Source organism: Burkholderia lata (genome assembly GCF_000012945.1).
In the GTDB taxonomy this organism is placed as follows: domain Bacteria; phylum Pseudomonadota; class Gammaproteobacteria; order Burkholderiales; family Burkholderiaceae; genus Burkholderia; species Burkholderia lata.
Map to the genome: position 1 here is coordinate 908,096 of NC_007509.1, position 26,280 is coordinate 934,375.

The following is a 26,280-nucleotide window of genomic DNA, read 5'->3' on the forward strand; positions in this document are numbered from 1 at the left end:
TCTGCGCCGATGGGGCACGCGCCACATCGGCCATGCGCTTCAGATCGGCGGCGTCTCCGGCGACGCCGAGAAATGATGCTGGCGGATCTTCCATTCGCCCGCCTGCGACGCGATCACGAGCGTCGTGCGCAGCCGCGAGCGCGACGTATTGCCGTCGCCGAGCACGAACGCGAATTCGCCGTAGCCTTGCGCGAGAAAGCAGTCGTCGCCGAACCGGATGAAGTGCTGCTCCACCAGGTCCAGCGTCGCCGACCGGATCACGCCGACGTACGACGCGAAGTACGCGTGAATCGCGTCAGGCCCGGTCGAGTGCCCGGGCCGGCCGCCGAAGAACAATGCGTCGGCCGTATAGACGCCGGCCAGCGCGTCCGGATTCCAGTCTTGCGCAGCCGCGTTCCACGCAGCCTGCACGATCGCCAGCGCGGGGCCGGGAACGTCGTTCACTCCAACCATCGTCCACTTCTCCTTGTTTCGGAACCGCCGAATACGTCAAAGTAACTACCATTAGTTAGATGATTGCGTGCCATCGCGCATGCCGCCGGTGCGCGACCTCATCCTCATGACATGCGTATCAAGGCTCGCAGTCGATATCGCTCAGGATCATGGACAGCGTTTCCGCCGCCGTCTTCAGTTCGGGCGCGACGCGCTGGCGGATCGCCGCCATGTCCGGCTCCAGTTCCACCGCGCCGCAATTCAGCGCCATCAACGTGCGGGTCCGGCCGACCACGATCGGCACCGCGACGCCATACGCATTGCGCTGATATTCGCCCACCGACATGCAGACGCCCGTCTGCCGCAGATCCTCGAACGCCGCCTCGAGGTTCTCGCGCACCGTGCCTGCATCGTCGCCGGCCGCTTCGAGCAGCGCGGCGATCAGCGGCTCGCGCATCGCGTCCGGCAGCGCGTACAGATACGCGCGCCCGACCGCGGTCGATGCCATCGGCAACAGCGACCCGACGCCCAGGCGCAGCGTGGCGATCCGGGCGCTCGCGCGCCACGCGATGTAGACCATGTCGAGCCGATGCGGGACGGCCAGCGCAACCGACAGGTTCAGCTTGTCGGCAAGCTTCTGCATCACCGGCGTGACGAGACGCGTGACGGGATTCGCTTCGAGATACGCGTGGCCGATGCTCAATGCACCGGCGCTGAGTTCGAACTGGCGCCCGCCGCCCACCCGGCGCAGATAGCCGATCGAGATCAGCGTCGTCGTCAGGCGGGACACCGTGGCTTTCGGCAGCCCGGTGCGCCGCACCAGCTCCGCGTTGGACAACGGCGCGCGGACCGCGCGGAACGCGTGGAGCACTTCGAGCCCGCGTTCGACGGTCAGCGTGACGCCCTGTTGCTTGTCGGTGGTATTCATGTTCGATTCAGTCGATCACGACTGCCTGCTCCTGCAAGTGCTGCGCGGCGGCGACCAGCCGCGGCCCGAGTTCCCGCTCGACCCGCGCGCGCCCCAGCCGCGCGCTGCGGCCGATACAGGCCAGCACGAGCGGCGTGTGATCCTGGACGACCAGCGGCACGGCGAGAATCGTGAGATCCGGCTCCCATTCGCCGAGCGACATGCAATAGCCGACGTTGTGCACCTGGGAAATGCCTTCGCTGATGCGGCGACGCAGGTTGGGCCAGTCGCGCCCCGTCTTGCGTTCGATGTTGCCGAGCAGGTAGAAGCGCTCGAGCTCCGGCAACGCCGCGAGCAACGCCCAGCCCATCGGCGACGATGCAATGCGCAGCCGCGTGCCTGCGTGCAGCTTGAGATCGACCGAGGCGGGCTTGCCCGCGCAGGTTTCCAGCACGATCACGTCGAGACGGTCGCGCGTGCCGAGCATCACGTAGGTTTCGTTCGCGTTCGCGAACGCCTGCATTTCGAGGCGGGCGAGCAGTTGAACGTTGGAATGCGCGATCGCCGCGTAGCCGAGCGACAGCACGGGGGCCGCCAGCCGGTACTTGCGGCGTTGCGGCGAATAGTGAAGGTAGCCGAGCGCGACGAGCGAGCGCACCATCCGCGACACCGTCGGCGCCGGAATGCCCGTTTCGCTCACGAGCTCCTGGTTGCCGAGCCACGGCGCGTGCGGCGAAAACGCGGCCAGGATCGCGAGGCTGCGCGCGAGCGGCACGACCATCGCGCGGGACGCGTGCCCGCCATCCTGGCTCTCACCGTCTCCGATCGACGCGTCGTGCCAATTCGCGTCTTCCTGCGCTGACATGCGCGGCGCTGCCCGGGTTGCCTGCGGCGACATCGATTGCTCCGTTTGTCTCGATTCGGCTCTGAAAGCGGCCATGAACTGCGTGGACCGGTTGCTCGCAAGGTGCGGCTATCCGACGTCATGCATTACACGAGCCAACGGGAATCGAGTCAAAGTGTAGCGACGATATGTTCCGTACTTTGGAATAACGGCCCGATACGTGAATGATCTGGCTTGTCGAGTACAGGACGGTACGTGCCCGGCCATTGCGAGACCCAATGCACGCCCCGGATCAATCAAAGTACGGAACATCAAGCCGCATGACGGCATTTGAACGGGGCGTGACCGTCGTCGGCAGCCCTCAGAACCGATACGTCGCGCCCACCTGCGCGAATCGCCCGACGTACGTATAGAGCGATGCGTCGTAGCCGGTTGGCCCTGCCATCCATACCGGATCGAACGGCGGCTTTCGATTGAAGAGGTTGTCGATCCCCGCGTACAGCGTCCAATGCTTGAATCCCGTATAGCCGACCATCAGGTTGAACTGGCTGTACGACGCCACGCCATCCGCCATGCCGGGGTACGTGCCCGGCGCAAGAATCGACTGCGCGTATGGGCCGACATAGAGCCAGCTCAGGGTCGCGTTCCACCGGTGATAGTTCCAGCTCAGATCGGTGTTCCCTTTCCAGCGCGGGGAACTGCCGCCGAACGGCTGGTGAAGTGCACCGTTGTTGCCGGCGAAATCCCTTTCCACGCCGCCAACCGGCATCTTGAAGTGCCACACATAGGCCCAGTCGCCGGACAGCGTAAAGGTGCCGATCGTCGTCGCGACCGTCTGGCGGAATGTGGCTTCGAAGCCATCGGTGTCGAGCGACGACAGGTTGCGATAGGGCAGCGTGACATACGCGATGCTGCCGTTGGCGTTGCGGACCACCTGCGACGGATCGTTCTGGTTGACCACGACCTGCACGTCGTCCGTGCCGATCACGTTGTCGATGTGAATCTTGTACCAATCGAACCCGATATCGGTCGTGCGCGTCGGCGAAAACTGGAAGCCGATGTTGGTGTTTTTCGTGCGCTCGGGTTGCAAGCTGCGATTGCCCGCGCGAATTTCCTCGACGATGTTGTACGACCCCGGATTGTTCGGATCCCGCGCATCCACCACGCCCTGCGAACCGAAGGTCCGCGACGACGTGTTCTCGATCAGCGTCGGCGCACGGAAGCCGCGATTGTATGAACCGTACACCGTGAATTCCCGCACCGGCTGAAAGCGCAGCGCGAACCGCGGCGAAAACGCCCCGCCGAAGTCGCTGTAGTGATCGTAGCGGCCCGACTGGCTGAACGTCAGCGTCTTCAGCAGCGGAACGTCGATCTGGTAATAGACCGCCGAGACGTTGCGCTCGCCGTTGACAGACTGGATCGACGGCGACGTCAACTGGCCGCTCGCCCAGCCCGCACCCGTGCCGATGTACTGGCTCTGATGCATGAACTGTGCGCCCAGCCCCAGGCCCACGTTGCCCGTCGGCAGCGCGAACAGGTTCGGGCTCGACAGCGTCGCATCCAGCACATCGAGCTTCGTGATCGCCTGATTCGACGTGCTCTGGTAAAGGCCGTTCAGTCCGTTCGGCGTTGCGGACGGATTGGAGAAATCGAAGCCGCCGTTCTGAATGATGTTCGTCAGCGCACTGGCGCTCATCTGGTTCGAATAGTTCTGCGAGACCGTGTCCTGCGAATGGGCATACGACGCGCTCCAGTCCCAGTCGCCGGCCGACGGCAACGCGAACGTGCCTTTCACGCCCGTCGCGGCACGCCAGTAATTCGAACTGACGTGCACGGATTGCGACGCCGGAAACGCATAGCGCAACTGCGTCGGCACGCCGAACGGGTTGAATGGATTGCCGGCCGGCACGACGTTCGAGACCAGCGAAACGCTGCCCGTCGCCGGATCGTAGGTCTGCGTACTGGTCGTCAGGCGGCCGACGCCCCGGTTCGCGACCGTCGTATTGTTGCTCTCCCACAGATCGGCGAACGCCTGCGTCGCATCGTCGATCCTGAACTCGCCATGCAGCTTCGCGCTCAGGCGCTCGGTCCACGGCACGAGCGACGACGCGCCCGCCGTGTTGCGCTGGCAGATCGTGCCGCCCGCACCGAACGACTGCGAATTCGCGTTGCCGGGTACGACGTGACCGCCATACGCACACGGATCGAGCGGCACGTTGCCGTTCGCCCTCGCCCAGTACGAAGTCGACTGGTTGGACAGGCCGCCCGGGTAGTTCGAGAAATTCTGGTTCTCCGTCATGTCCCGGTCGGACGCGAGCACGCCATTGTTCTTGTAGTAGCTGAGCGCCGCCGTCACGTTGAAGCGATCCGCGTGGAGGTCGCCGAAGCCGCCGAGCAGGCCGAACCGGGTCGTGCCCGCGCCTCCGCCGCCGTTCGTCGCGCCGCCATAGGCGCCGGATAGCTCCAGCCCCTGGTAGTTCTTCTTCGTAATGATGTTCACGACACCGGCGACGGCGTCCGAGCCATACTGCGACACCGCGCCCGTCTTGACGATCTCGATCCTGTCGATGATGTTGAGCGGCAGCGTGTTCAGGTCGAAGAACTGATCGGTGCCGTTGGCCGCGTAAGCATACGGGGCGACGCGCTGGCCATCGACGAGCACCAGCGTGTATTTTTCGCTCAGCCCGCGCAACGCGATGCCTGCTCCGCCAACCGCGAAGTTGGACGTCGCCGCCGAGCCGTCCCCCCAGCTACTCGATGAATTGGCCGTCACGCTGCGCAGATAGTCGGCGACCGTCGTCTGGCCGCTGTTCACGATATCCTTCGCCGTGATCGTCTGGACCTGGTTGAAACCGACCTTGTCGGCGCTGCGGATCAACGATCCCGTCACTTCGAAACGCTTGACCGTCAGCGCGTCGTGCGCGCCCGATGCCGGTACTGCCGGCACGGCCACCGCCGACGCCGATGCGTCGGGCGCCGGCAGGTTCTGCGCCCAGGCGGACGCTTCAGGTATCGCAATGGAGGCGCACCACGCCCCTGCGGCCGTCAGCAACATCACCACGCTTCGCTTCATCTTCTCGTTCTCGCGCTCATTCGCCGGCAATGCCGGTAGGTATTGTGGAATGGACTCTATTTAGATATCCGAATTGATGCGAATGATGCGGATCGTCCTGACTCACGATTCTGCCGGCCACGTTGCGGGCGCCTTGCTCAATGCCACGCAATGCGGGTGACATGGGCGCTGCATCGGCAGCGCCCGTCGCATCAAGTCGAAGCCGTTCGGAACGCCCGCATGCGCAAGCATGCGTGATCGCTCGATCCGGGTCGCGCACCTGTCGAGCAATGGAACGCGTGTCCGGCAACCGCCCGGACACTCGCCCGCATTGGATCCGGGCCTGCTCGCGTGGTCACTCGCGAGCCGCGTGCCCGACGGCCGGTCAGTCGATCGCCACCGCGACCGACTCGCGCGACAGGAGGTGGTACAGCGCACCGGCAGCGAGGATGATGGCCGCGAGCGCCAGCATCAGCGTCTGGTAGCCCTGCCGGAAATCGTCGACGTGCCGCATCAGGAAAATGGCGAACGCAATACCGCTCGCGCCGCCCACGTTGTGCACCGTCCACGACGTCCCCATCGCCACGGCTGCCTTTTCGCGAGGGAGCGCGCCCAGCGCCACCAGGGTCGAGGGCCCGAGTATCGCGCCCCAGCCGATACCGAACAGCAGCAGCGGAACGATGAACCAGCTTGCATCGGGCTGTCGCGCGGCGACCGACAGCAGGATCGACGCGACGACGAACAGCGCCAGGCCGGTCACGATCACCCGCGACGGGCCGAGCCGTTCGCTGCGGCCGCCGATCCAGGACGACGCGATGGAGAACGTGATGGTAGCCGGCAGCAGGAACAGCCCGATGGTGATGTCGCTCTTGTGGAGCTGGGTCGAAAAGAAGATCGGCAGCGTGAGCAGCACGATGCAGTAGAAGAACGCGAGAAAGAACGTCGCGAGCAGCGCGGACAGGAACCTCGGTTCGCGGAAGAAATGAAACTCGACGATCGGATCGCGCGTGCGCAACTCATGCCAGACGAACAGCGCCAGGGCCACGAGCGACACCGGCAGCAGCCCGAGCGTGAACCGGCCACCGTCGATCGACAGATAGCTGACGAGCGTGGTCAGGCCGACAACCAGCAACAGGCATCCCGTCACGTCGATGCGCTTGCGCGCCTGCGCCTTGAACTCCGGTATCGCCCATGCACAGAGTGCCAGGCTGATCACGATGAACGGAATGTTGATCAGGAACGCGTCGTGCCAGTCGAGTGCACCGGCGAACAGGCCGCCGATGATCGGGCCGAGCGCGAGCCCGACGCCGTTGGCGCCGAACAGGATCCCCAGCGCCTTGCCCTGCTCGCTCTCGTCGAACGTATAGCTGACGATCGCCCCCGATACCGTGTAGAGGATCGCGCAACCGATGCCCTGCAGGAAGCGGAACGCCACCAGCAGCCAGAACTGATGCGCGAGGCCCGCGAACAACGACGCCGCGCCGAAGATCACGAGGCCAATGATCAGCAGCTTCTTGCGGCCCAGGTTGTCTGCGAGCGTCGCCACCGGCACCATGAACGCGGATAGCGCGACCATGAAGATGGACGTGATCCATTGCGTCGTCTGGATCGGGATCGAAAAATCGCGGCCGATCGCCGGAAGAATCGTGTTGACGACCGTGAGATCGATACATCCCAGGAAGCTCGCGATACAGATGCCGGTCAGCCCGACGTATTTCCGTACCTTGCTCGATGAATTACTCATGCGCCAGTGCCTCGGTGTCTTCTTCTGAATTCGACTGCGACTTTTTCTTGAACTTGACCGCCAGCCAGTTGGCGCGGGTATCGCTCCCCTGCTGCACGAAAATCTCGCGGGTCTTGCTCATCGCGGCGGTCATCTGCTTCGGGTAGATGATGAAATCGACGCCGTCCTGCGCCCACATCGGCATGATGATCGGGCATTCCTCGAGAATGTAGAAGAGCGAGCGATAGAATGCGGCCTCGTGTTCAGGCGTGCCTTGCACGAGCCCGTTTCTCTCGGCAAACACGCCGATGGTGTCGTTGATCGCGTGCCGGTATTCGTGATTCGAGTAGTACTCGTTCGTGATCAGATGGTAATACTGCGAGTAGTCGTCGCGGCGCAGCAGGTCATCCCATCGCAGGATCTCGCGCCGCATCGACAGTTTCGCGAGGGTGTCGCTGTGGTCCCGGAGCCACGCGTCGCCGCGGTCGCGGCTTTTCTGATAGTTGCTGTGCGCGGAGCCGGTCACGTAGTTGTGGCGCTGCAACGTATCGGCCACGCCGATCACGCATTGCCCGAATCCCGCCACGTTGATCTTGTCGACCGTCGCCGCCAGTTTTTCGCCTTCGTGATATTCCTTGCCGACACTGATCAGCAGCAGTGCCGTTTTGCCGACGTACTCGTGCGCCTGAAATTTTCCTTGTGCCTGCAATGAAACCTTGTACATGGTCAGCTCCAGTAAACTAAGGGTTCGGTTACGGATCGGATGCCGACGAAGGCACTCAACGTGACTCGGTCGGTGCCCCGGACAGGGCGAACCGCGTGAATGAAACGCGGATTCAGGAAGATCAGGTCGCCCGCCTCCGGCTTGATCACGAGGTCGGGCGCACCCACCCGCTCGCGGCCGATCCCGTAGTGGCGATCGCCCTTGAGCGTTTCGTATTCGCGAGAATCAGGCGCGATGCGCCAGAGTTCCAGCTCGCCGCCGTGCGGGGGCACCTGCAGATAGAGGTTGGCCGACAGTTGATACTGCAGCGTCCAACCGGTGCCCGCAGGCAGCGTCCATTCCAGGTTGTCGATGTGCGGCTCGAGATCCACGCCGGGTGTCAGGTAACGGCACACGCCGACGAAGCACTTGCGCCCGTCGACGCTCAGCAGCCTCGCCCCTTCGGGCCACGCGTCGTCGAGCAGGGTGCGGAACCGGTCGACCGGCGACGCCAGCTCGCCGAACAGCGCGCGAACGCGCTCGATATTGGCGCGTGCATGCCGGTGGTACGCCTGCCTGACCTCGTCGGATCGCACCTCCGCGTACGCGATGCCGAGCCGGGTAAATTCGACGGCATGGCCAAGCGCCCCCCGTTCGGGATGGGAAAACAGTTGCGCCTCCGCTCGCCGGATGACCGCCGGCGGCGTGAACGCACGAATGCGTATCGCGAGCGCAGTGCCTTTGCACAAATCGAGAATGTGATCGGCGGACAGCGACGCTTCGTCGACGTCGATCACTGCATGGTCAACCTCTTCCGGTCGGTTCATGGCGTGATGGTTTGAAGGAGTGAAGGAACCGCGCGCATCAGAGCAGGTAACGGGCGCGCAGGTAATAGAACCCGCCGTTGATGCCGATCGGCGATGACACGATGTCGTACTGCGTGCCGAGGAACTGGTTCTCCGCCGGCAGCTTGCTCGGGTACACGTTGAACAGGTTGTTCGCGCCCACCGCGATTTCGAACTTGCGCGTCATCGCATAACGGAGCTCGACGTCGGTGACGTACCTCGCCGCGTTCGTGAAATGGGCGAAGCGCGTCGTCGAATAGGCATTTGGGCCGCTCCAGTAGCTCTCTTCGCCGGAGGTCGGGCCGTAACGCGTTTCATGCAGGCTCAGAGCCCATTTGTCACGGTGCCAGGTGCCGCCGACGATGATCTTGTTCTTCGGCGTCGACGACGTGATGTAGCCGACCTGCTGCGCGTTGAGCAGCGTGTTGCCGTTGGTGTCGCGGCCCACGCTCGTCACGCTCGTCGTGTTGAAGTTGATGCCGAGATCCCAGTCGACGGAACCCCACCGCGCGAAGTTGCTGTGATACGTGGCCAGGATGTCGACGCCGCGCGTGCGCGTATTCACGCCATTCGTGAAATAGTTCGCCGTCACGGACGGCAAGCCCGCCGGCAACGTGATGCCGGCCTGCGTCAGTGCATCGATCGCGGACTGTCCGCTATAGGTGCCGCCCTGCACGATCCGGTCACGGATGTTGATCTGGTACGCATCGATCGTCACGTTCAGGTTCGGCAGCGGGTTAAGCACGAGCCCGATATCGAAGTTGGTCGACTTCTCCGGTTTGAGCGGCGTCGCGCCGAGGTTGCGTGCGGCCTGTGAGTTCGGTGCCAGCTGCCCGTATGCGGAAAGCGGCGAGATGTTCAGGTTCGTGAAGTATTGCTGCGCGAGCGACGGCGCACGAAAGCCGGTGCCGACGCTGCCGCGAACCGCGATGCGCGGCGTGATGTCGTAGCGCGTCGAGACCTTGCCGTTGGCGGTGCTGCCGACATCGTTGTAATGCTCGAAGCGCCCCGCGAGATCCACCTGCCAGTTCGGCGCAGGCCGGGTCGCGAGATCGATGTAGGTGCCGAGCACCTCGCGCGATTTCGACAGCGCACTGAGCGGCGACAGGCCCGGCAATGCCTGACTACCCGCGCCATAGGTCGATGCCGGATCGCCCTCGCCGACCGTATAGCTTTCGTGGCGATGCTCGACGCCGACCGACACGTTGAGCGGCGCGGGCAGCAACGGCAGGTGGAATGCGCGCGTCAGGTCCAGGTTGTTGGTCCACTGCGTGCTCGTGAAGGTCGACAGGCGAAAGCCGGTCGGCGTCGATCCGGTCGCGGCGAACAGGCTCGTGTTCGCCGAATTGACCATGCCGATGCCGATGTTGTCGCGGCCGTAGGTCGAGCTGATATCCCATGCCCAGCCGAGCAGCCGGTCGCCTTTCACGCCCGCGGTCAACGAGAAGTCGTTTTCGTTGAGCGTCTCCTGCGGGGTGAAACCGTTCGGATAGAGGGTCGGCAGCACCGACGGCAACCGGTAGTTCTGGTAGCTGCTGCCGTTCCGGTGCGCATACGTGCCGAAGCCGTACAGCTTCGCGCCGCCTTCGAGCAGGTAGCCCGCGTTGAATGCGACCGACTCCCGCGTGCTGGCCGGCGACCCGAGAATCAGGTTGTCGTTCTGGCCGGTTCGCGGATCGGCGCCGGTTCGCACCGTATGATTCTGCCGGTTGTATTCGGCGCTCAGGTCGAGATAGCCCGCATCGCCGAGCCGCAGCCCGATGTTGGCCGCATTGTTCTGCGCGAGGCCGTCGCCTTGATAGGTCTGCCCGGTGGTGTTGGACAGTTCACCGCCCTTGTAGTCCGACTTGAGGATGACGTTGATCACGCCGGCAATCGCATCCGAGCCGTATTGCGCGGATGCGCCGTCGCGGAGAATCTCGACGTGATCGATCGCCGCGACCGGAATCAGGTCGACGTCGACCCCGGTCGAGCCTTGCTGCGGCCCGCGGTTCAGCGACACATTCGCGGTCGAATGGCGGCGCTTGCCGTTCACGAGCACGAGCACGTAGTCGGGGCTCAGCCCGTGCAATGTCAGCGCGCTGGTCAGGTTGCCCGCATCGCCACGCATCGCCTGGCGCGCGATCGACGGCGACAGCTGGACGAGCGCATCGCGCAGGTTGCCCTGCCCGGTGCGCCGCAGCGCGTCGCCGCCGATCACTTCCACCGGGGCAGCGGCATCGCGCATTTTCCGTGCACTTTCACGCGTACCGGTCGTGACGACGACGTCCTGGACGGTCACGACAACGTCCTGGGCACCGCCGGCGGGCGTCGGGTTTGGCGTACTGCCCTGCGCCCACGCGGCGCCGCTGGCGGTAATCCAATAGGCGGCCAGCGCCAGCGAGCGGCGACGGGGATACGTCACGCGCGCATTGTCGTTTCTCTGATAAACCACTGCGAAGCCCTCATTTCAGCGAGCCGCAAGGTGTCGTTCCATTCTCGCGTCACGCTTCTCGTTTGTTTTGATTTCAGTGCGTGACGCATCATCCTCCCGGTGAAACATTTTGTTAAATAACAAATGCATATTTTCATTTACCAATTTAAATGCCCGACACCGGCCTTGCGTGCGATTACGCAATGGCTTCGATAATGTCGCGATTGTGTGTCGAAGAGAAATGACGTCAGTCAGACCGACGCTCGTATGAAATGGCCGAATTGAATAATTGAAGCGAATATGCGCATATTTGTGAAATGTCGATTTTTCTCGACGTGCTGCGCATTGCCTGTCTGAACCACTGCGGCGGAAACGATCGCGGCAATACCGACATCATTGCGATGGCGGAAGGGTGGCAGGCTCGCGGCCTTGGGCGGCGTCGAGTCGTTTCCGTCGATGGGGGGCGCGTCGGGTTTTCAATCGGGATCGATGGCGAGACCACTGCCGCATCGAGATCCGCTCCTCCGGATCTCGATGAGCGAGCGTCTCGATCACCTCGCGATCACGATTCCGCTATCCCGCGTGGAAGCCGGCCTGTCCGGCTGAAACGGCAGTCTCGTGCGACCCGGCGGGATACGATTCCATCCGTCGTGTTTTTATTTCGGATCGTCACTGCATGTATTGCTCGTTGCCGATCAGGCCGATCTTCGTCGCGCCTTCGCGCTGTGCCGACGCCAGCACCTCGGCCACCGCGCGGTAAGGCGCCGCCTGGTCCGGCCGCAGCCGGATCTCGTCCTGGTCGGCTTCGGCCGCGATTTCGCGGAACTTCGCCCCCAGCCCGGCCGGCCCGTTCACGGGCGAGCCGTTCCAGTTGACCGATCCGTCCGCGCCGATGTCGATCTGCACCACCTGGGGCGGATGCGGCGGCGGCGGCGGGTTTCCCACCGGCAGGTTCATCTTCACCGAGTGCATCTGGATCGGGATCGTGATGATCAACATGATCAGCAGCACCAGCATGACGTCGATCAACGGCGTGGTGTTGATGTCCACCATCACGTCCGGATCGTCGTTGCTCCGTCCGGCGCCCACGTTCATACCCATCGTTCGAACTCCCTAGCCCCCGCGTGCGGGCGGCTCCGTGATGAAGGCGATCTTGACGACCCCGGCCCGCTCGCATGCGGTGACGACCTGGCCGATGTACCGATACGGCGTCGCCTGATCGCCGCGTACGTGCACGTCCGGTTGCGGCGTCTGCGCCGAAATCTCCTTCAGGCGCGACACCAGCGCCTGAAGGTTCACATGCTCGGTTCCCCAGAAGAGCTCGCCCTGCCGGTTCACGGCGATCTCGATGCTTTTCGGTTGGGTCTGCAGCGGCTGTATCCGCTCCGCCGGCAACTGCACCTGGATCGTGTGCGTCACCACCGGGATCGTGATCAGGAAGATGATCAGCAACACCAGCATCACGTCCACGAGCGGCGTCGTGTTGATCGCCGAGATCACCTCGTCGTTATCGTCACCGCCAACGCTGATGGCCATGGCCGACTCCGCTCAGGATTGAACGGCCAGCGCCTGCGGCGACGGTGCTGCCGCCGGCGCGATGCGGCCCGCGGCCCGTCTGCCGCCCGCGAGCAATACTGTATGCAGTTGCGCGCCGAAGTTGCGCACACGCTCCATCACGGACTTGTTGCGGCGCACGAGGAAGTTGTAGCCGAGCACGGCCGGCACGGCCACCGCCAGACCGATCGCGGTCATGATCAGCGCTTCGCCCACCGGCCCCGCGACCTTGTCGATCGACGCCTGGCCCGCGATACCGATCGCCGTCAGCGCGTGATAGATGCCCCACACCGTACCGAACAGCCCGACGAACGGCGCGGTGGACCCCACCGTGCCCAGAAACGCGAGGCCGTCCTGCAAGCGGTTCGAGACGTTGGTGATCGAACGCTCGATGTTCAGCTCGATCCAGGTGTTGCGGTCGACCGAATCGAGCAGCGCCGAGTCGTGGTGCTCTCCCGCCTCGATCGCGTTCTCGGCGATGAAGCGAAACGGCGACGCATCGTCGAGCTGGGCCGTGCCTTCGGCCAGCGTCGGCGCATTCCAGACCTGTTCGTCGGCCGACTTCGCCCGGCTGTTCGCACGCGCCTGCTCGATGAACTTGGTGACCATGACGTACCAGCTGCCGAGCGACATGACCACGAGCAGCGCCAGCACGAAGCGGGCCACGAAGTCGCCATTTGCCCACAGGGCCCCCAGGCCGTACGGGTTCTCGACGGTTGCCGACGTCGCGGGTTCGGGTGGCGGCACCGGGCGTTCCGATCCATTCGAAGCAGCCGGCGCCGCCGCGATCGGCAATGCACCGGATGCGGCTCGGACCGATGTCGCCGTCGTCTCCTGTGCCAGCACCGATGGCGAGGCGACCAGCGCGCCGCCCACGCCGGCGGCAATCAACAGACCTGCCGCCAGTGCGGCCCGAATATGCTTTTTCATAAGGACTCCATAGACATGATGGATCGATTCGGAAAGCAGGCGGTGTCCACCGCCTTGCCTGTCCCGCCTCAGTTCAGGTTGAAGGAAAACGGTACCCGCACACGCACGGATTGCCCCTGGGCGATACAGTTGAAGCGCTTGACCGCATTCAGCGCGGCACGATTGAGCACCGGATCCGCCGGCTGCGCGACCCGCAGGTTCGTGACGCGGCCGTCCGGGTCGACGGTGAATTCGACGGTCACGTCACCCGTGATGTTGTTGTCCTGCGCCTCCGGCGGATAGGCGATCGACGCGCGAACCTCGTCCGAATTCGGGCAGACCACGCCAATCTCGCGGTTCACCGGCTTGGCAACCGGTACGGGTGCGGGTACGGGCGGGGCTTCATGTACCGGTGCGGTCGGGGCCGGCGCGTCCTGATGCGTGATGGTGGCGGGCGGCGGGGCCTGCACGCGCACCCCGGGCGGCGGCACGAACGGCGGCGGCGGCGCGGTCACCCGCGGCTTCGACACGACCTTTTCGACCGGCTTCGGCGGCGGGGGCGGCGGCGGTTTCACCGGGACGATGATGCGGGCCTCGATCGGCTGCTGGACGATCTGGACGACCCGGGTCGCCAGGCCGTTCACGAGCGCCCATATCAGGACGAGATGCAGCGCGATGGCGATCGCGATGCCGCCGAAGCGGCGCACGGGGTGGGTCTGTCTTTTGCCGAACTCGCGCGGACGGCCGATTGCCGCGAGTCGGGAGGGAGAGGCGGTTGTCATGTTCAGTCCAAGGCCAATGAGGTCGGGCGTCCGGCGCGGGTTTCGCGTTCGCCGGTCCGCAGGCGCGCCGCCGGTCAGGCCGCAACCGGTTCGCGCCGATCGGCGGGACGCCAGCCGAGTGCCGGCGCGAGTCGCGTCATGACATCGTCGAGAATCTGCAGATAATTCTCGAACGTCAGGTCGTAGGGCAGTTCGACACGCAGTTCCTGCACCTGCTCGACCACCGGATCGGCCAGCAGCCGCTCCAGGATTTCGTCCGAGGTGCCGACGAGATCCGGCGCGTACAGCGTGCGTCGCTCGCCCTGCGGTGCCAGCGTGCGAGCATGACGCCCGTCGGCAAACGCGCGATAGCGTTCGCGATCTTTCGCGCTCGCACCGTCGGTCGGGACGATCACGCGCCCCAGCGAGATACGCGGTGCGTGGGCCTCATGCCAATGGTCGCGATACAGCGCCAGTTGCCGCAACTGGGCGTCGATATGGCTGTCGGTGCCCTCGCCCGCGGTCACGTTGGCGATCAACAGGTTGAAGCCGTTCCGGGCGGCCCATTCGGCCGACCGCCTGGACCCTCCGCCGTACCAGAGCCGGCCCGTCAAGCCCGGCGCAAAGGGGCTCACGCGTGGCCGGACCCGGCCGGCGGCCGATTCCACAAAGGTGTCTTCGTCGCCGAGCCAGTCGCCGGCGAGATTGCGGCGCAGCCGGGCCAGGCGCGCATGCGAGAAGTCGACCCGCTCCGGATCGGTGTCGAACAGGCGTTCGCCCAGCAGCGCGCCGTGAATCGGCGCACCCGCGCTGAGTCCGACCTGGAGCCGTCCGCGCGAGAGCACGTCGACGGTGGCGAGGTCCTCGGCCAGCCGGAACGGATTCTCGTATCCCATCTGGATGACCGCCGCGCCCAGGCCGATCCGGGTCGTGCGCTGGCTCGCCGCCGCGAGAAACGTGGTGGCCGACGAGACGGCGCGCTCGAGATGGCGTTGCCGTATCCAGGCACCGTCGTAGCCGAGCGCCTCGCCGGCATGGAACAGCTCGAGCGTCCGCTCGAATCCCGCCGCCGCATCTTCGCCGGCGTAATTTCCCGTTGCCAGGAAGGCAATCTGATCAATGCGTACGTTGCTCACTTTCGTATCCTTCGCAATCGGTCGAAAATCGAAAGGCAATGAGACATCGGGCTCGACCTCGCGAATGGCCGAGCACATCGGATTCAAGCTGTCGTGAGGAAGCGTGGAAGGGACAGACAACTTCACACGAGTCTTCGATTATGGAGAACGTGCGACTGCCGCGTTGCGGTCATTTCTTCTATGGATATGACGCGCGCATCGAGACAGATAGCGCGCGCATCAATAATGGAATTCGCGATTGCTGCGGGACGATTCGGTGCGCATCCGGTCACGGAAAGGAAGCGACAGTGCGGAAACCCGCGACGGACGGGTTCGACGTGGCGGCAGGTCGATTGCCGCTTTCAACTTCATCGCCTGCTCGAGAAATGATGTGCCGCTGCGCAAGCGTGGTAACGGCTCCACGCGGGAGCCGTTACCACCGGGCTTGAGAGAAAGGAACCGATCACGACTCACGGCACCTGTCGCTGCGTGCCGGCACCGTGTGCCTGCCTGTCAGGTATGCGTCAACGCGCCGTGCTTCGTCGCAGGCACACTTGCACGGGATCAGCCGCGGTCGTGATGTCGCCGGACGACCTCAGCCCCCTCCCTTCAACTCGATCAACAGATCCTTCGCCGCGACCCGGTCGCCGGGCTTCACGTGCACGGCAGCGATTTCGCAATCGCGCTCCGCCGCGATGTGCGTTTCCATCTTCATCGCCTCGAGCGCGATCAGCGTCGTGCCGGCCGTCACGCGCTGCCCCGGCTGCACGGCCACCGTCACCACCGAGCCCGGCATCGGCGCGGCCACGTGCAGCGGATTGCCCGGCTCCGCACGCTGCAGCCCGTGACGCTCCTTGCCCGCCTGCACCACCGTCTTCTGCTCCACGAGCGCCGTGCGCGACTGGCCGTTCAGCTCGAACTGCACCTTCACGATGCCGTCCTGCGCATCCGCGTGCTGGCCCTGCAGCGACACCAGCAGCGTCTTGCCCGGCGAGATGTCGATCGCCACCTCCTCCTGCGGCTGCAGCCCGTACAGGAATGCCGGCGTCGGCACTACCGACGTGTCGCTATAGGCACGCACGTGCGCGTAGTAATCGATCGTCTGCTTCGGATACATCAGGTACGACGCCAGTTGCCGATCATCGAGCGGCTGCTCGCAGGCGGCCTCGGCCTGCACGCGCGCCGCGTCGAGATCGACCGGCGGAATCTGGTCGCCGGGGCGATACGGCGCCGGCGGCTCGCCCTTGAGCACCTTGCGCGACAGGTCCGCCGGGAAACCGTCCGGCGGGAAGCCGAGCTCGCCCTTGAACAGCGACACGACCGACTCGGGGAATGCAATGTCCTTGTTCGGGTTGCGCACGTCGTCCACGCCGAGATCGTTCGCGACCATCATCAGCGCCAGGTCGCCGACCACCTTCGACGTCGGCGTGACCTTCACGATGTCGCCGAACAGCCGGTTCACGTCCGCATACGCACGCGACACCTCGGTCCAGCGATGATCGATGCCGAGCGAGCGCGCCTGCTCGCGCAGGTTCGTGTACTGGCCGCCGGGCATCTCGTGGCGATAGACGTCGGCCGTGCCCGCGCGGATCTCCGATTCGAACGGCGCGTAGTAGCGGCGCACGCCCTCCCAGTACATCGACGCTTCGTGCAGGCGGTCCGCATTGAGGCCGGGGTCGCGCACGCTACCGGCCAGCGCCGCCGCGATGCTCGACAGGTTCGGCTGCGACGTGAGCCCGCTCATCGCGTCGAGCGCGCCGTCCACCGCGTCGCAACCCGCCTCCACCGCCGCGAGCACCGACGCCGCGGCGATGCCGCTCGTGTCGTGCGTGTGGAAATGCACGGGCAGCCCGGTTTCCTCCTTCAGCGCCTTCACGAGCGTCGCGACGGCCTGCGGACGGCAGATGCCGGCCATGTCCTTGATGCCGAGCACGTGCACGCCGGCCTGCTGCAGTTCACGCGCGATGCCGACGTAGTACTTGAGGTCGTACTTCGCGCGCGACGTGTCGAACAGGTCGCCGGTGTAGCAGATCGCGCCTTCGCATAGCATCCCGCTCTCGCCCACCGCGTCGATCGCCACGCGCATGTTGCGCACCCAGTTCAGCGAATCGAATACGCGGAACACGTCGACGCCCGCGCTCGCGGCCTGCTGCACGAAGAAGCGCACGACGTTGTCCGCGTAGTTCGTATAGCCGACCGCGTTCGAGCCGCGCAGCAGCATCTGGAACAGGATGTTCGGCACGCGTTCGCGCAGCAGCGCGAGCCGCTCCCACGGGTCTTCCTTCAGGAAGCGCAGCGCGACGTCGAAGGTCGCGCCGCCCCAGCATTCGAGCGAGAACAGCTGCGACAGCTCACGTGCGTAGAACGGCGCGATCGGCAGCATGTCGGCCGTGCGCATGCGCGTCGCGAACAGCGACTGGTGCGCGTCGCGCATCGTCGTGTCGGTCAGCAGCACCTGCTTCTGGTCGAGCATCCACTGTGAGAACTTCTCCGGCCCAAGCTCGCGCAGGCGATCGCGCGTGCCGGCCGGGATCGCCGCGGTCGTATCGATCTTCGGCAGCACCGGTTTTTGTAGCGGCAGCGCCGGCAGCGTGCGGCCGCTCATCTCCGCGTTGCCGTTCACGTTCAGCTCGCCGAGATAGCGCAGCAGCTTCGTCGCGCGGTCGCCGCGCTTCGCGAATTCGAGCAGTTCAGGGGTCCTGTCGATGAAGCGCGTCGTCACCTCGCCCGCGATGAAGGCCGGATGGTTGATCACGTTCTCGAGGAACTGCAGGTTCGACGTGACGCCGCGAATCCGGAACTCGCGCAGCGCGCGATCCATCCGGTGAATCGATTCGGCCGCCGTCGGCGCCCACGTCGTCACCTTCACGAGCAGCGAGTCGTAGTACGGCGTGATCACCGCGCCGCCGTAGGCCGTGCCCGCATCGAGCCGCACGCCGAAGCCGGCCGCGCTGCGATAGGCGGTGAGCCGCCCGTAATCGGGCAGGAAGTCGTTCTCCGGATCTTCAGTCGTGATCCGGCATTGCAGTGCGTTGCCGTTCAGCGGAATCGCGTGCTGTTCCGGCACGCCAGCCGCACGTTCGACAAGCGTGCCGGCGCCATCAACGACATCGTCGGAAAGACCGATCCGCCCACCTTCCGTGATGCGGATCTGCGCCTTCACGATGTCGATCCCGGTGATCATCTCGGTCACCGTGTGCTCGACCTGGATGCGCGGGTTCACCTCGATGAAGTAGAACTGGCCGGTGTCGGCATCCATCAGGAACTCGACGGTGCCCGCATGCGTATAGCCGACCGCGCGCATCAGGCGCAGCGCGGATTCGCACAGCGCGTGCCGGCCATCGTGATCGAGATACGGCGCCGGTGCGCGTTCGACCACCTTCTGGTTGCGCCGCTGCACCGTGCAGTCGCGTTCGTACAAATGCACGACGGTGCCGTGCGTATCGCCGAGCACCTGCACCTCGACGTGGCGCGCATTGCGCACGAGCTTCTCGACATACACCTCGTCGTTGCCGAACGCGGCCAGCGCCTCGCGTCGCGCGACGGGCAGCAGCGTCTCGAGGTCGCGCTCGTTCTCGAGCACGCGCATCCCGCGTCCGCCGCCGCCCCAGCTCGCCTTCAGCATCAGCGGATAGCCGACTTCTTCAGCCAGCGCCTTGCATACGGCGAGATCGTCCGGCAGCGGCGCGGTCGCGGGCATCACCGGCACGCCGGCGGCGATCGCCGCGTTACGCGCGGCCACCTTGTTGCCGAGCGTGCGCATCACGTCGGGCGACGGGCCGATCCAGCGGATGCCCGCATCGATCACGGCCTGCGCGAACTCGGGGTTCTCGGACAGGAAGCCGTAACCGGGGTGGATCGCGTCGACGTTGGCCTGCCGCGCGACACGCAGGATGTCGTCGATGTCGAGATACGCGGCGAGCGGCTTGCGGCCTTCACCGATCAGGTAGCTCTCGTCCGCCTTGAAGCGATGCAGCGCCAGGCGGTCTTCCTTCGAATAGATCGCCACCGTGCGGATGTTCAGCTCGGCGGCGGCACGCATCACGCGAATCGAGATTTCCGAGCGGTTCGCGATCAGGATGGACTGGATGGGGGTTGGAGTCACGGCAGCCATGAATCGTTGAAGGTTGAATGAAACCTGTCGACGCGATCCATCCGCCGCCAGATCAAGTTGCCGGTCGGTGCGCGGAGCGCGCCGGCGTTCGCTTTGCATCGGGCCCGCTTGCGGCCACCTGCATTGTTGCCACACTTTCCGGCAGCCGCAATCGGCATCGCGACGGCGAATGGTATTCAGACGACCGGTCGCGAGCCGGCGTACGGGTGCGCAGGCCCGCCGGCCGGCGCTCGGCCGGAGTACGGCGAATCGCGCGGCGAACCGGGCGGCGAAACGTAGGGTGAATAAAGGGCCCGAAACGAGCCCGATGCGGATCAGTCGCGATGATCGAAAAGCGGCGCGTGATCCATCCAGTCGTAGTGGGCATTGCCGGTCGCCCAGGCCCAGTTCACGTCCACGCGCCGCGTGCCCTGCGCACCGGACACCAGCGGCGCTTGCCGTGCGTCGACCGCATGGCTGTTCGGCGCGACGGATGCACCGCACCGCCGCGAGCCGGTGCCCGTTCCGAAGCCGCTCACCGCATCAGCTCCCCGGCGCATCATTGCGCGTCGCGGATCATGTTGCGGGCGATCACCAGTTGCTGGATCTGGGTCGTGCCTTCGTAGATGCGGAACAGGCGCACGTCGCGATAGAAGCGCTCGATGCCGTATTCGGCCATGTACCCCGCGCCGCCGAAAATCTGCACCGCACGATCGGCCACGCGCCCGCACATCTCGGACGCGAACAGCTTCGCGCACGACGCCTCGGTGCTCACCGGCAGCTTCGCGTCGCGCCGGCGCGCGGCGTCCACCACCATGCAGCGCGCCGCATAGATCTCGGCCTTGCTGTCGGCGAGCATCGCCTGCACGAGCTGGAAATCGGCGATGGGCTTGCCGAACTGCTTGCGCTCCATCGCATACGACAACGCCATCGACAGCATGCGCTCGGCCACGGCCACGCAGACGGCCGCGATGTGGATGCGCCCCTTGTCGAGCACCTTCATCGCCGTCTTGAAACCCTGGCCCTCTTTCCCGCCGATCAGGTTGGCGGCCGGCACGCGCACGTTGTCGAAGATCACGTCGCAGGTATGCGCGCCCTTCTGCCCCATTTTCTTGTCGCGCTTGCCGAAGCTGATGCCCGGCGTCTTCGCGTCGACGATGAACGCCGAGATGCCGCCCGAGCCCTTGTCCTCCGGGTTGGTGCGCGCCATCAGCGTGAAGATGCCGGCATGCGGTGCGTTCGTGATGAAACGCTTGGTGCCGTTGACCACGTAGTCGTCGCCGTCCCGGATGGCCGTGGTGCGCAGCGACGCGGCGTCGGAGCCGGACTCCGGCTCGGTCAGCGCGAACGACGCGATCAGCTCGCCGGTCGCGAGGCGCGGCAGGTAGCGTTCCTGCTGCTCGGGCGTGCCGTCGAACAGGATGCCCTGCGAACCGATGCCCACGGTCGTGCCCAGCAGCGAGCGAAACACCGGCGAGGCCTGGCACAGCTCGAACACCGCGAGCACCTCTTCCTCCATCGTCAGTTCCAGCCCGCCGAAGCGTTCGGGAATGGTGAGACCGAACAGGCCCATCGCCTTCATGTCGGCGACGATGTCCTCGGGAATTTCATCGGTTTCGGCTACCTGCTCCTCGTTGGGTACGAGACGCTCGCGCACGAAGCGGGCAATGGAGTCGAGCAGGCCGTTGAGCGTTTCTTGATCGCGAATCATGTCGGTACGCCTGAAAAAGGTGGAGAAAACGTCGAAATGCTGCGCCGAGCGCCGGCCCGAAACAATCACGCCGCCGAAAACGTTCCGTAGATTGAAATCGCGCTGGCTAGGCGGGGACTGGAACCGGCGACCCGGGCGGCCGGGCATCTGCCAAGGTACGGAACAAACTCCACGGATGCGTTGACCGGTGATCGGCGCGGTTCCATCGTAGGGACTCGAATCAACTGCCACGCCATTCGCCATGCCGCTCCAGCCCGATCACCTGCTGTCCCGCCGCTTTCCGCCCATCGAGCATGCGTACTCGCTGCGCGACACCCAGCTCTATGCGCTCGGCCTCGGGCTCGGCGCCGACCCGCTCGACGCCGGGCAGTTGCGCTACGTCTACGAAGGCAAGGAAGGCGAATCGCTGCGCGCGCTGCCGACGATGGCGAACGTGCTCGCGTACCCGGGGTTCTGGGCGCGCGAACCGGACACGGGCATCACCTGGCAAAAGCTCCTGCACGCCGAACAGGAAATCCGGATTCACGCGCCGCTGCCGCCGAGCGGCCGCATCACGGGCACGACGCGCATCACCGGCCTGTGGGACAAGGGGGAAAACAAGGGCGCGTTCCTGCAGCAGACGCGCGACATCGCCGATGCCGACACCGGCCGCCTGCTTGCGACCGTGGTGCAGCTGAGCCTGTTGCGCGGCGACGGCGGCTTCGGCGACGGCGGCAGCACCGACCCGCTGCCGACACCGCACGCGATGCCCGACGGCGCGCCCGACCACGTTTGCGAACTGACCACGCCCGCGCAGCTGGCGCTGATCTATCGCCTGAGCGGCGACCTGAATCCGTTGCACGCCGATCCCGTGGTGGCGTCCGCGGCCGGTTTTCCGCGGCCGATCCTGCACGGCATGGCGCTGATGGGCGTGGCCGCGCATGCGGTGCTGCGCACGGTGCTCGACTACGACAACACGCGCTTCGCGGGCATGCGCGTGCGCTTCACCGCGCCGGCGTGGCCCGGCGACACGCTGCGCACCGAGATGTGGGTGCGCGACAAGACGGTTTCGCTGCGCGTCACGGCTGTGGAGCGCAACGTGGTGGTATTGACCAACGCGCGGGTCGACCTGCGCTGAATCGCAATTCTTCAGGAGACACACATGGATCTGGGTTTGACCGGCAAAGTCGCCATCGTCACCGGCTCGGCACGCGGCCTGGGCGCCGCCACGGCACGCCGGCTCGCGCAGGAAGGCGCGAGCGTCGTCATCACCGACATCAACGCGGAACTGGCGCAGGCCACCGCGAAGGCGCTGCAGGACGAAGGGCTGGCCGCACACTGCATCGTGGGCGACATCACCCAGGAAGCCGACGTGCAGCGCCTCGTCGATGAAACCGTCGCGCATTTCGGCGGCGTGCACATCCTGGTGAACAACGCCGGCGCGCCGCGCGACAAGTACCTGGTGAAGATGAGCGCGGACGACTGGGATTTCGTGATGAACGTGATGCTCAAGGGCGCGTTCCTGGCCGCGCGGGCCGTCATGCCGCACTTCATCGAGCAGGGCTGGGGCCGCCTGATCAACATCAGCTCGCGCGCGCACCTGGGCAACCCGACGCAGGCCAACTACTCGGCCGCGAAGGCCGGCCTGATCGGCATGGCCAAGGCGCTGTCGATGGAAGAAGGCCGCTACGGCATCACCGCGAACTGCGTGGCGCCCGGCTTCATGGAAACGGAAATGGTGCAGGCGCTGCCGACCTACGAAACGATCAAGGAGCGCGCGGTGGCGGCCCAGCCGATCAAGCGCGTCGGCCGCCCGGACGACATCGCCGACGCGGTGGCGTTCCTGGCCAGCGAGCGCGCCGGCTTCATCAGCGGCGAAGTGCTGCACGTCACGGGCGGACGCTACGGCTGATCGCACGACGGCAGACCACGAACCCGAGCGGCCATCGCGTGACAGACGCGCGATGGCGGCGGAACATTCATGACATTCAAGAGGCAACCCAGATGAAACGAGCAGCCATCGTCTCCCCGCTGCGCACCCCCGTCGGTGCGTTCGGCGGCGCGTTGAAGGGCATCCCCGTCGAGGAACTCGGCGCCACCGTCGCGCGTGCCGTCGTGGAGCGCACCGGGCTGGACCCTGCGCGCATCGACGACGTCGTGTTCGCACAAAGCTACGCAAGCGGCGAGACGCCGTGCACCGGGCGCTGGGTCGCGCTGCAGGCCGGCTTCCCGATCGAAGTGGCCGGCATGCAGCTCGACCGCCGCTGCGGCGGCGGCGTGCAGGCGCTGGCCACCGCGGCGATGATGGTGCAGACCGGCGCGGCCGACGTGGTGATGGCCGGCGGTGTCGAAAGCATGAGCAACGTCGAGTTCTATACGACCGACATGCGCTGGGGCAAGCGCGCGGGCTCGGTCACGATGCACGACCGGCTCGACCGCGGCCGCGAGCGCTCGCAGCCGGAAAGCCGCTTCGGCCGCATCAGCGGCATGATCGAGACGGCCGAGACGCTGGCACGCGAATACGACATCACGCGCGAAGCGTCCGACCGCTTCGCCGCGCGCAGCCACCAGCGCGCCGCCGCGGCGCAGCAGGCCGGCTATTTCGACGCGGAGATCGTCCCCGTCGCCGTGCCGCAGCGCAAGGGCGATGCGCTGATCGTCAAACAGGACGAGGGCGTGCGCGGCGAAACCACGCTGGAAAGCCTCGCGAAGCTGCGCACGATCATGAAGGACGGCGTCGTCACGGCCGGCAACGCGTGCCAGCAGAATGACGCCGCGGCCGCATGCCTGATCGTCGCCGAGGACAAGCTCGACGAGCTGGGCCTCACGCCGATCGGCTGGCTGGTCGGCTGGGCGGCCGCCGGCTGCGACCCGGCACGCATGGGCATCGGCCCCGTGCCGGCCGTGCAGAAGGTGCTGGCGCGCACCGGCCTCACGTTCGACCAGATGGACCTGATCGAGCTGAACGAAGCGTTCGCGTGCCAGGCGCTGGCCTGCGTGAAGGGCTGGGGCAGCTCGATGGCGGCGCTGGAAGACAAGCTCAACGTGAACGGCTCGGGCATTTCGCTGGGCCACCCGGTGGGCGCGACGGGCGGGCGCATCATGACCACGCTGCTGCATGAAATGCAGCGCCGCCAGGCTCGTTACGGCCTGGAAACGATGTGCATCGGCGGCGGCCAGGGCATCGCGATGATCGTCGAACGCGCATAAGGCAGGAGACCAACCATGAGCCACCCTGAATCCGGCCAGACCTGGCAACCGGGCCAGCGCGAGCTGCAGAACGCCGGCATCGTGAAGCTGATGCGCGCGCTGGACGTGTCGTCGTATGACGAGCTGATGCGCGTGTCGATCGCCGAGCCCGAACGCTACTGGGACACCGTGATGCGCGAATGCGCGATCGCGTGGGACGTGCCGCCGACCGGCTATGTCGACCTGTCGCGCGGCGCGCAGTTTCCGAGCTGGTTCCCCGGCGGCAAGCTCAACTGGGTCAACACGATCTACGCGTGGGCACGGCATCCCGCCACGGCGCAGCAAAAAGCCGTGGTGGCCGAACGCGAGGACGGCAGCGTCAGCACGCTGACCTTCGCGGAGCTGGAGCAGCGCGTGCAGGATTTCGCCGCGGGGCTCGCGCGTCACGGCGTCAAGCAGGGCGACCGCATCGGCCTGCTGATGGAAAACGGCGTCGAGGCCACCGTCTCGCTGCTGGCCATCGTGCACCTCGGCGCGCTGGTCGTGCCGCTGTTCAGCGGCTTCGGCGTCGACGCGATCGTGGCCCGCCTGTCCGCCGCCGAAGCGCGGATGGTGATTGCCTCCACCGGCTTCTCGCGCCGCACCAAGCGCGTGGACGTGCAAGGCGCACTGCGCGACGCATGGCGCCAGTTGCCGCTGCTCGAACACGTGATCTGGAAACGCGGCGAAGGCGACACCGCGCAGGACGCACGCGACCTCGACTGGCAGGAAACCGCGGCCGCCGCCCCCGAGCAACGCAGCGCCGCCGTGTCGGTCACGCCCGACACGCCGTTCATGGTGATCTACACGTCAGGCACCACGGGCAAGCCCAAGGGCGTCGTGCATACACACGGCAGCTTCCCGATCAAGATCGCGCACGATTCGCTGATCCACTTCGACGTGCAGCCGGGCGACGTCTATTGCTGGCCGGCCGACATGGGCTGGATCGCCGGCACGCTGGTGCTCGGCTGCGCGCTGCTGCGCGGCGCGACGCTGGTGTGCTACGACGGCGCGCCCGACTACCCCGACTGGTCGCGCATGTCGCGCGTGGTCGAACGTCACCGCGTCACGCACTTCGGCTCGGCGCCCACGCTGATCCGCGGGATGGCGAGCCACGAGGCACTGGCGCTCGCGGGCGACCGCTCCACGGTACGGCTGCTGATCACCGCCGGCGAAGGCATCGCGCCCGAGCATTTCAACTGGTTCCTGCAACGCTTCGGCGACGGCACGGCGCCCGTCATCAACTACACGGGCGGCACCGAGGCATCGGGCGCGCTGCTCGCGAGCGTGCCGATCCGGCCGATTCCGCCGAGCGGCTTCAACACCGTGTCGCCGGGCGTGGCCGCCGACGTCGTGAATGCCGATGGCCAGAGCGTGACCGGCGAAGTCGGCGAGCTGGCGATCCGCGCGCCGTTCGTCGGCATGACGCATTCATTCTGGCGCGACGACGAGCGCTACCTGGAAACCTACTGGCAGACCATTCCGGGCATCTGGGTGCATGGCGATCTCGCGCTGCGTACACCCGACGGCAACTACTTCATGATGGGCCGCTCCGACGACACGCTGAAGGTCGCCGGCAAGCGGCTCGGGCCGGCCGAGGTCGAGGAAGTCGTGCTGGAGCTGCACGACGTGGCCGAAGCGGCCGCGATCGGCGTGGCGGATGCCGACAAGGGCCAGAAACTGGTGGTCTTCATCGTGCCCAAGCCCGGCACGGCTGTCGCGGTTGCCGAGCTGGAAACGCTCGTGTCCGGTCACGTCGACAAGCGGCTGGGCCGCCCGTTCCGGCCCGGCCGCGTGCACGTGGTCGCGCAACTGCCGAAGACGCGCAGCTCCAAGATCATGCGGCGCGTGATCCGCAGCGTGTATTGCGGGCAGCCGCCGGGCGACCTGTCGTCGCTGGACAATCCCGCCGCGCTCGACGAAGTGCGCGCGGCCTCGACCGTCTCCTGACCCGCGCGACGTCCGGCCCCGGGCCACCCCGCACCGGATCGAGCCATGCGATGCGCGCACT

20 protein-coding genes are annotated in these 26,280 nt (G+C 65.9%); 4 read left to right on the top strand and 16 right to left on the bottom strand.

Going from position 1 to position 26,280, the window contains the following annotated elements; all coding sequences use genetic code 11:
* Positions 1-39: 39 nt before the first annotated feature.
* From BCEP18194_RS03875 to BCEP18194_RS03950, 16 genes are all read right to left on the bottom strand, one after another.
* Positions 40-453, bottom strand: coding sequence for a YybH family protein (locus tag BCEP18194_RS03875; protein ID WP_011350001.1), 414 nt, complete (start codon positions 451-453; stop codon positions 40-42).
* A 118-nt stretch (positions 454-571) separates the two neighbouring features.
* On the bottom strand, positions 572-1,360 hold the full coding sequence (locus BCEP18194_RS03880; protein WP_011350002.1) for an IclR family transcriptional regulator: 789 nt from the start codon (positions 1,358-1,360) through the stop codon (positions 572-574).
* Positions 1,361-1,367: 7 nt separating this feature from the next.
* On the bottom strand, positions 1,368-2,204 hold the full coding sequence (locus BCEP18194_RS03885; RefSeq protein WP_041492639.1) for an IclR family transcriptional regulator: 837 nt from the start codon (positions 2,202-2,204) through the stop codon (positions 1,368-1,370).
* A gap of 340 nt (positions 2,205-2,544) precedes the next feature.
* Positions 2,545-5,256 (bottom strand): TonB-dependent receptor, encoded by a 2,712-nt coding sequence (locus BCEP18194_RS03890; RefSeq protein ID WP_011350004.1) that lies wholly within the window; start codon positions 5,254-5,256, stop codon positions 2,545-2,547.
* Between the two features lie 364 nt (positions 5,257-5,620).
* The gene (locus BCEP18194_RS03895; protein ID WP_011350006.1) at positions 5,621-6,979 is read right to left on the bottom strand and encodes an MFS transporter; all 1,359 of its coding nucleotides are present in this window, start codon (positions 6,977-6,979) and stop codon (positions 5,621-5,623) included.
* Positions 6,972-7,682, bottom strand: coding sequence for a hypothetical protein (locus BCEP18194_RS03900; protein ID WP_011350007.1), 711 nt, complete (start codon positions 7,680-7,682; stop codon positions 6,972-6,974). Before BCEP18194_RS03900 ends, BCEP18194_RS03895 begins: the two co-directional genes overlap by 8 nt.
* A gap of 2 nt (positions 7,683-7,684) precedes the next feature.
* A complete protein-coding gene (locus BCEP18194_RS03905; RefSeq protein ID WP_011350008.1) occupies positions 7,685-8,488 on the bottom strand; it encodes a 2OG-Fe(II) oxygenase in 804 nt (267 codons plus the stop codon).
* Positions 8,489-8,525: 37 nt separating this feature from the next.
* Entirely contained in the window at positions 8,526-10,910 is a 2,385-nt protein-coding gene (locus tag BCEP18194_RS03910) for a TonB-dependent receptor plug domain-containing protein (protein ID WP_244272788.1), read from the bottom strand.
* Positions 10,911-11,588: 678 nt separating this feature from the next.
* On the bottom strand, positions 11,589-12,020 hold the full coding sequence (locus tag BCEP18194_RS03915; RefSeq protein ID WP_011350010.1) for an ExbD/TolR family protein: 432 nt from the start codon (positions 12,018-12,020) through the stop codon (positions 11,589-11,591).
* 12 nt (positions 12,021-12,032) lie between these two features.
* A complete protein-coding gene (locus tag BCEP18194_RS03920) occupies positions 12,033-12,455 on the bottom strand; it encodes an ExbD/TolR family protein (RefSeq protein WP_011350011.1) in 423 nt (140 codons plus the stop codon).
* Between the two features lie 12 nt (positions 12,456-12,467).
* Complete coding sequence (locus BCEP18194_RS03925) at positions 12,468-13,403, bottom strand: MotA/TolQ/ExbB proton channel family protein (RefSeq protein ID WP_011350012.1); 936 nt, start codon at positions 13,401-13,403, stop codon at positions 12,468-12,470.
* Between the two features lie 68 nt (positions 13,404-13,471).
* Positions 13,472-14,164, bottom strand: coding sequence for an energy transducer TonB (locus BCEP18194_RS03930; protein WP_011350013.1), 693 nt, complete (start codon positions 14,162-14,164; stop codon positions 13,472-13,474).
* A 74-nt stretch (positions 14,165-14,238) separates the two neighbouring features.
* Positions 14,239-15,279 (bottom strand): LLM class flavin-dependent oxidoreductase, encoded by a 1,041-nt coding sequence (locus BCEP18194_RS03935; protein ID WP_041492642.1) that lies wholly within the window; start codon positions 15,277-15,279, stop codon positions 14,239-14,241.
* A 574-nt stretch (positions 15,280-15,853) separates the two neighbouring features.
* The gene (locus tag BCEP18194_RS03940) at positions 15,854-19,372 is read right to left on the bottom strand and encodes a pyruvate carboxylase (protein WP_011350015.1); all 3,519 of its coding nucleotides are present in this window, start codon (positions 19,370-19,372) and stop codon (positions 15,854-15,856) included.
* A gap of 314 nt (positions 19,373-19,686) precedes the next feature.
* A complete protein-coding gene (locus BCEP18194_RS03945) occupies positions 19,687-19,890 on the bottom strand; it encodes a hypothetical protein (RefSeq protein ID WP_041492487.1) in 204 nt (67 codons plus the stop codon).
* Between the two features lie 20 nt (positions 19,891-19,910).
* Positions 19,911-21,062 (bottom strand): acyl-CoA dehydrogenase family protein, encoded by a 1,152-nt coding sequence (locus BCEP18194_RS03950; protein ID WP_011350016.1) that lies wholly within the window; start codon positions 21,060-21,062, stop codon positions 19,911-19,913.
* Positions 21,063-21,303: 241 nt separating this feature from the next.
* Here BCEP18194_RS03950 and BCEP18194_RS03955 point away from each other — a divergent pair, with 241 nt between their 5' ends.
* From BCEP18194_RS03955 to BCEP18194_RS03970, 4 genes are all read left to right on the top strand, one after another.
* Positions 21,304-22,179 carry a MaoC/PaaZ C-terminal domain-containing protein gene (locus BCEP18194_RS03955; RefSeq protein WP_011350017.1) on the top strand — a complete coding sequence of 292 codons (876 nt, stop codon included), beginning with the start codon at positions 21,304-21,306 and terminating at the stop codon, positions 22,177-22,179.
* Positions 22,180-22,203: 24 nt separating this feature from the next.
* Complete coding sequence (locus BCEP18194_RS03960; RefSeq protein ID WP_011350018.1) at positions 22,204-22,953, top strand: SDR family NAD(P)-dependent oxidoreductase; 750 nt, start codon at positions 22,204-22,206, stop codon at positions 22,951-22,953.
* A 92-nt stretch (positions 22,954-23,045) separates the two neighbouring features.
* Positions 23,046-24,251 (top strand): acetyl-CoA C-acetyltransferase, encoded by a 1,206-nt coding sequence (locus BCEP18194_RS03965; RefSeq protein WP_011350019.1) that lies wholly within the window; start codon positions 23,046-23,048, stop codon positions 24,249-24,251.
* Positions 24,252-24,266: 15 nt separating this feature from the next.
* Positions 24,267-26,219 (top strand): AMP-binding protein, encoded by a 1,953-nt coding sequence (locus BCEP18194_RS03970; protein ID WP_011350020.1) that lies wholly within the window; start codon positions 24,267-24,269, stop codon positions 26,217-26,219.
* The last annotated feature ends 61 nt before the right edge of the window (positions 26,220-26,280 follow it).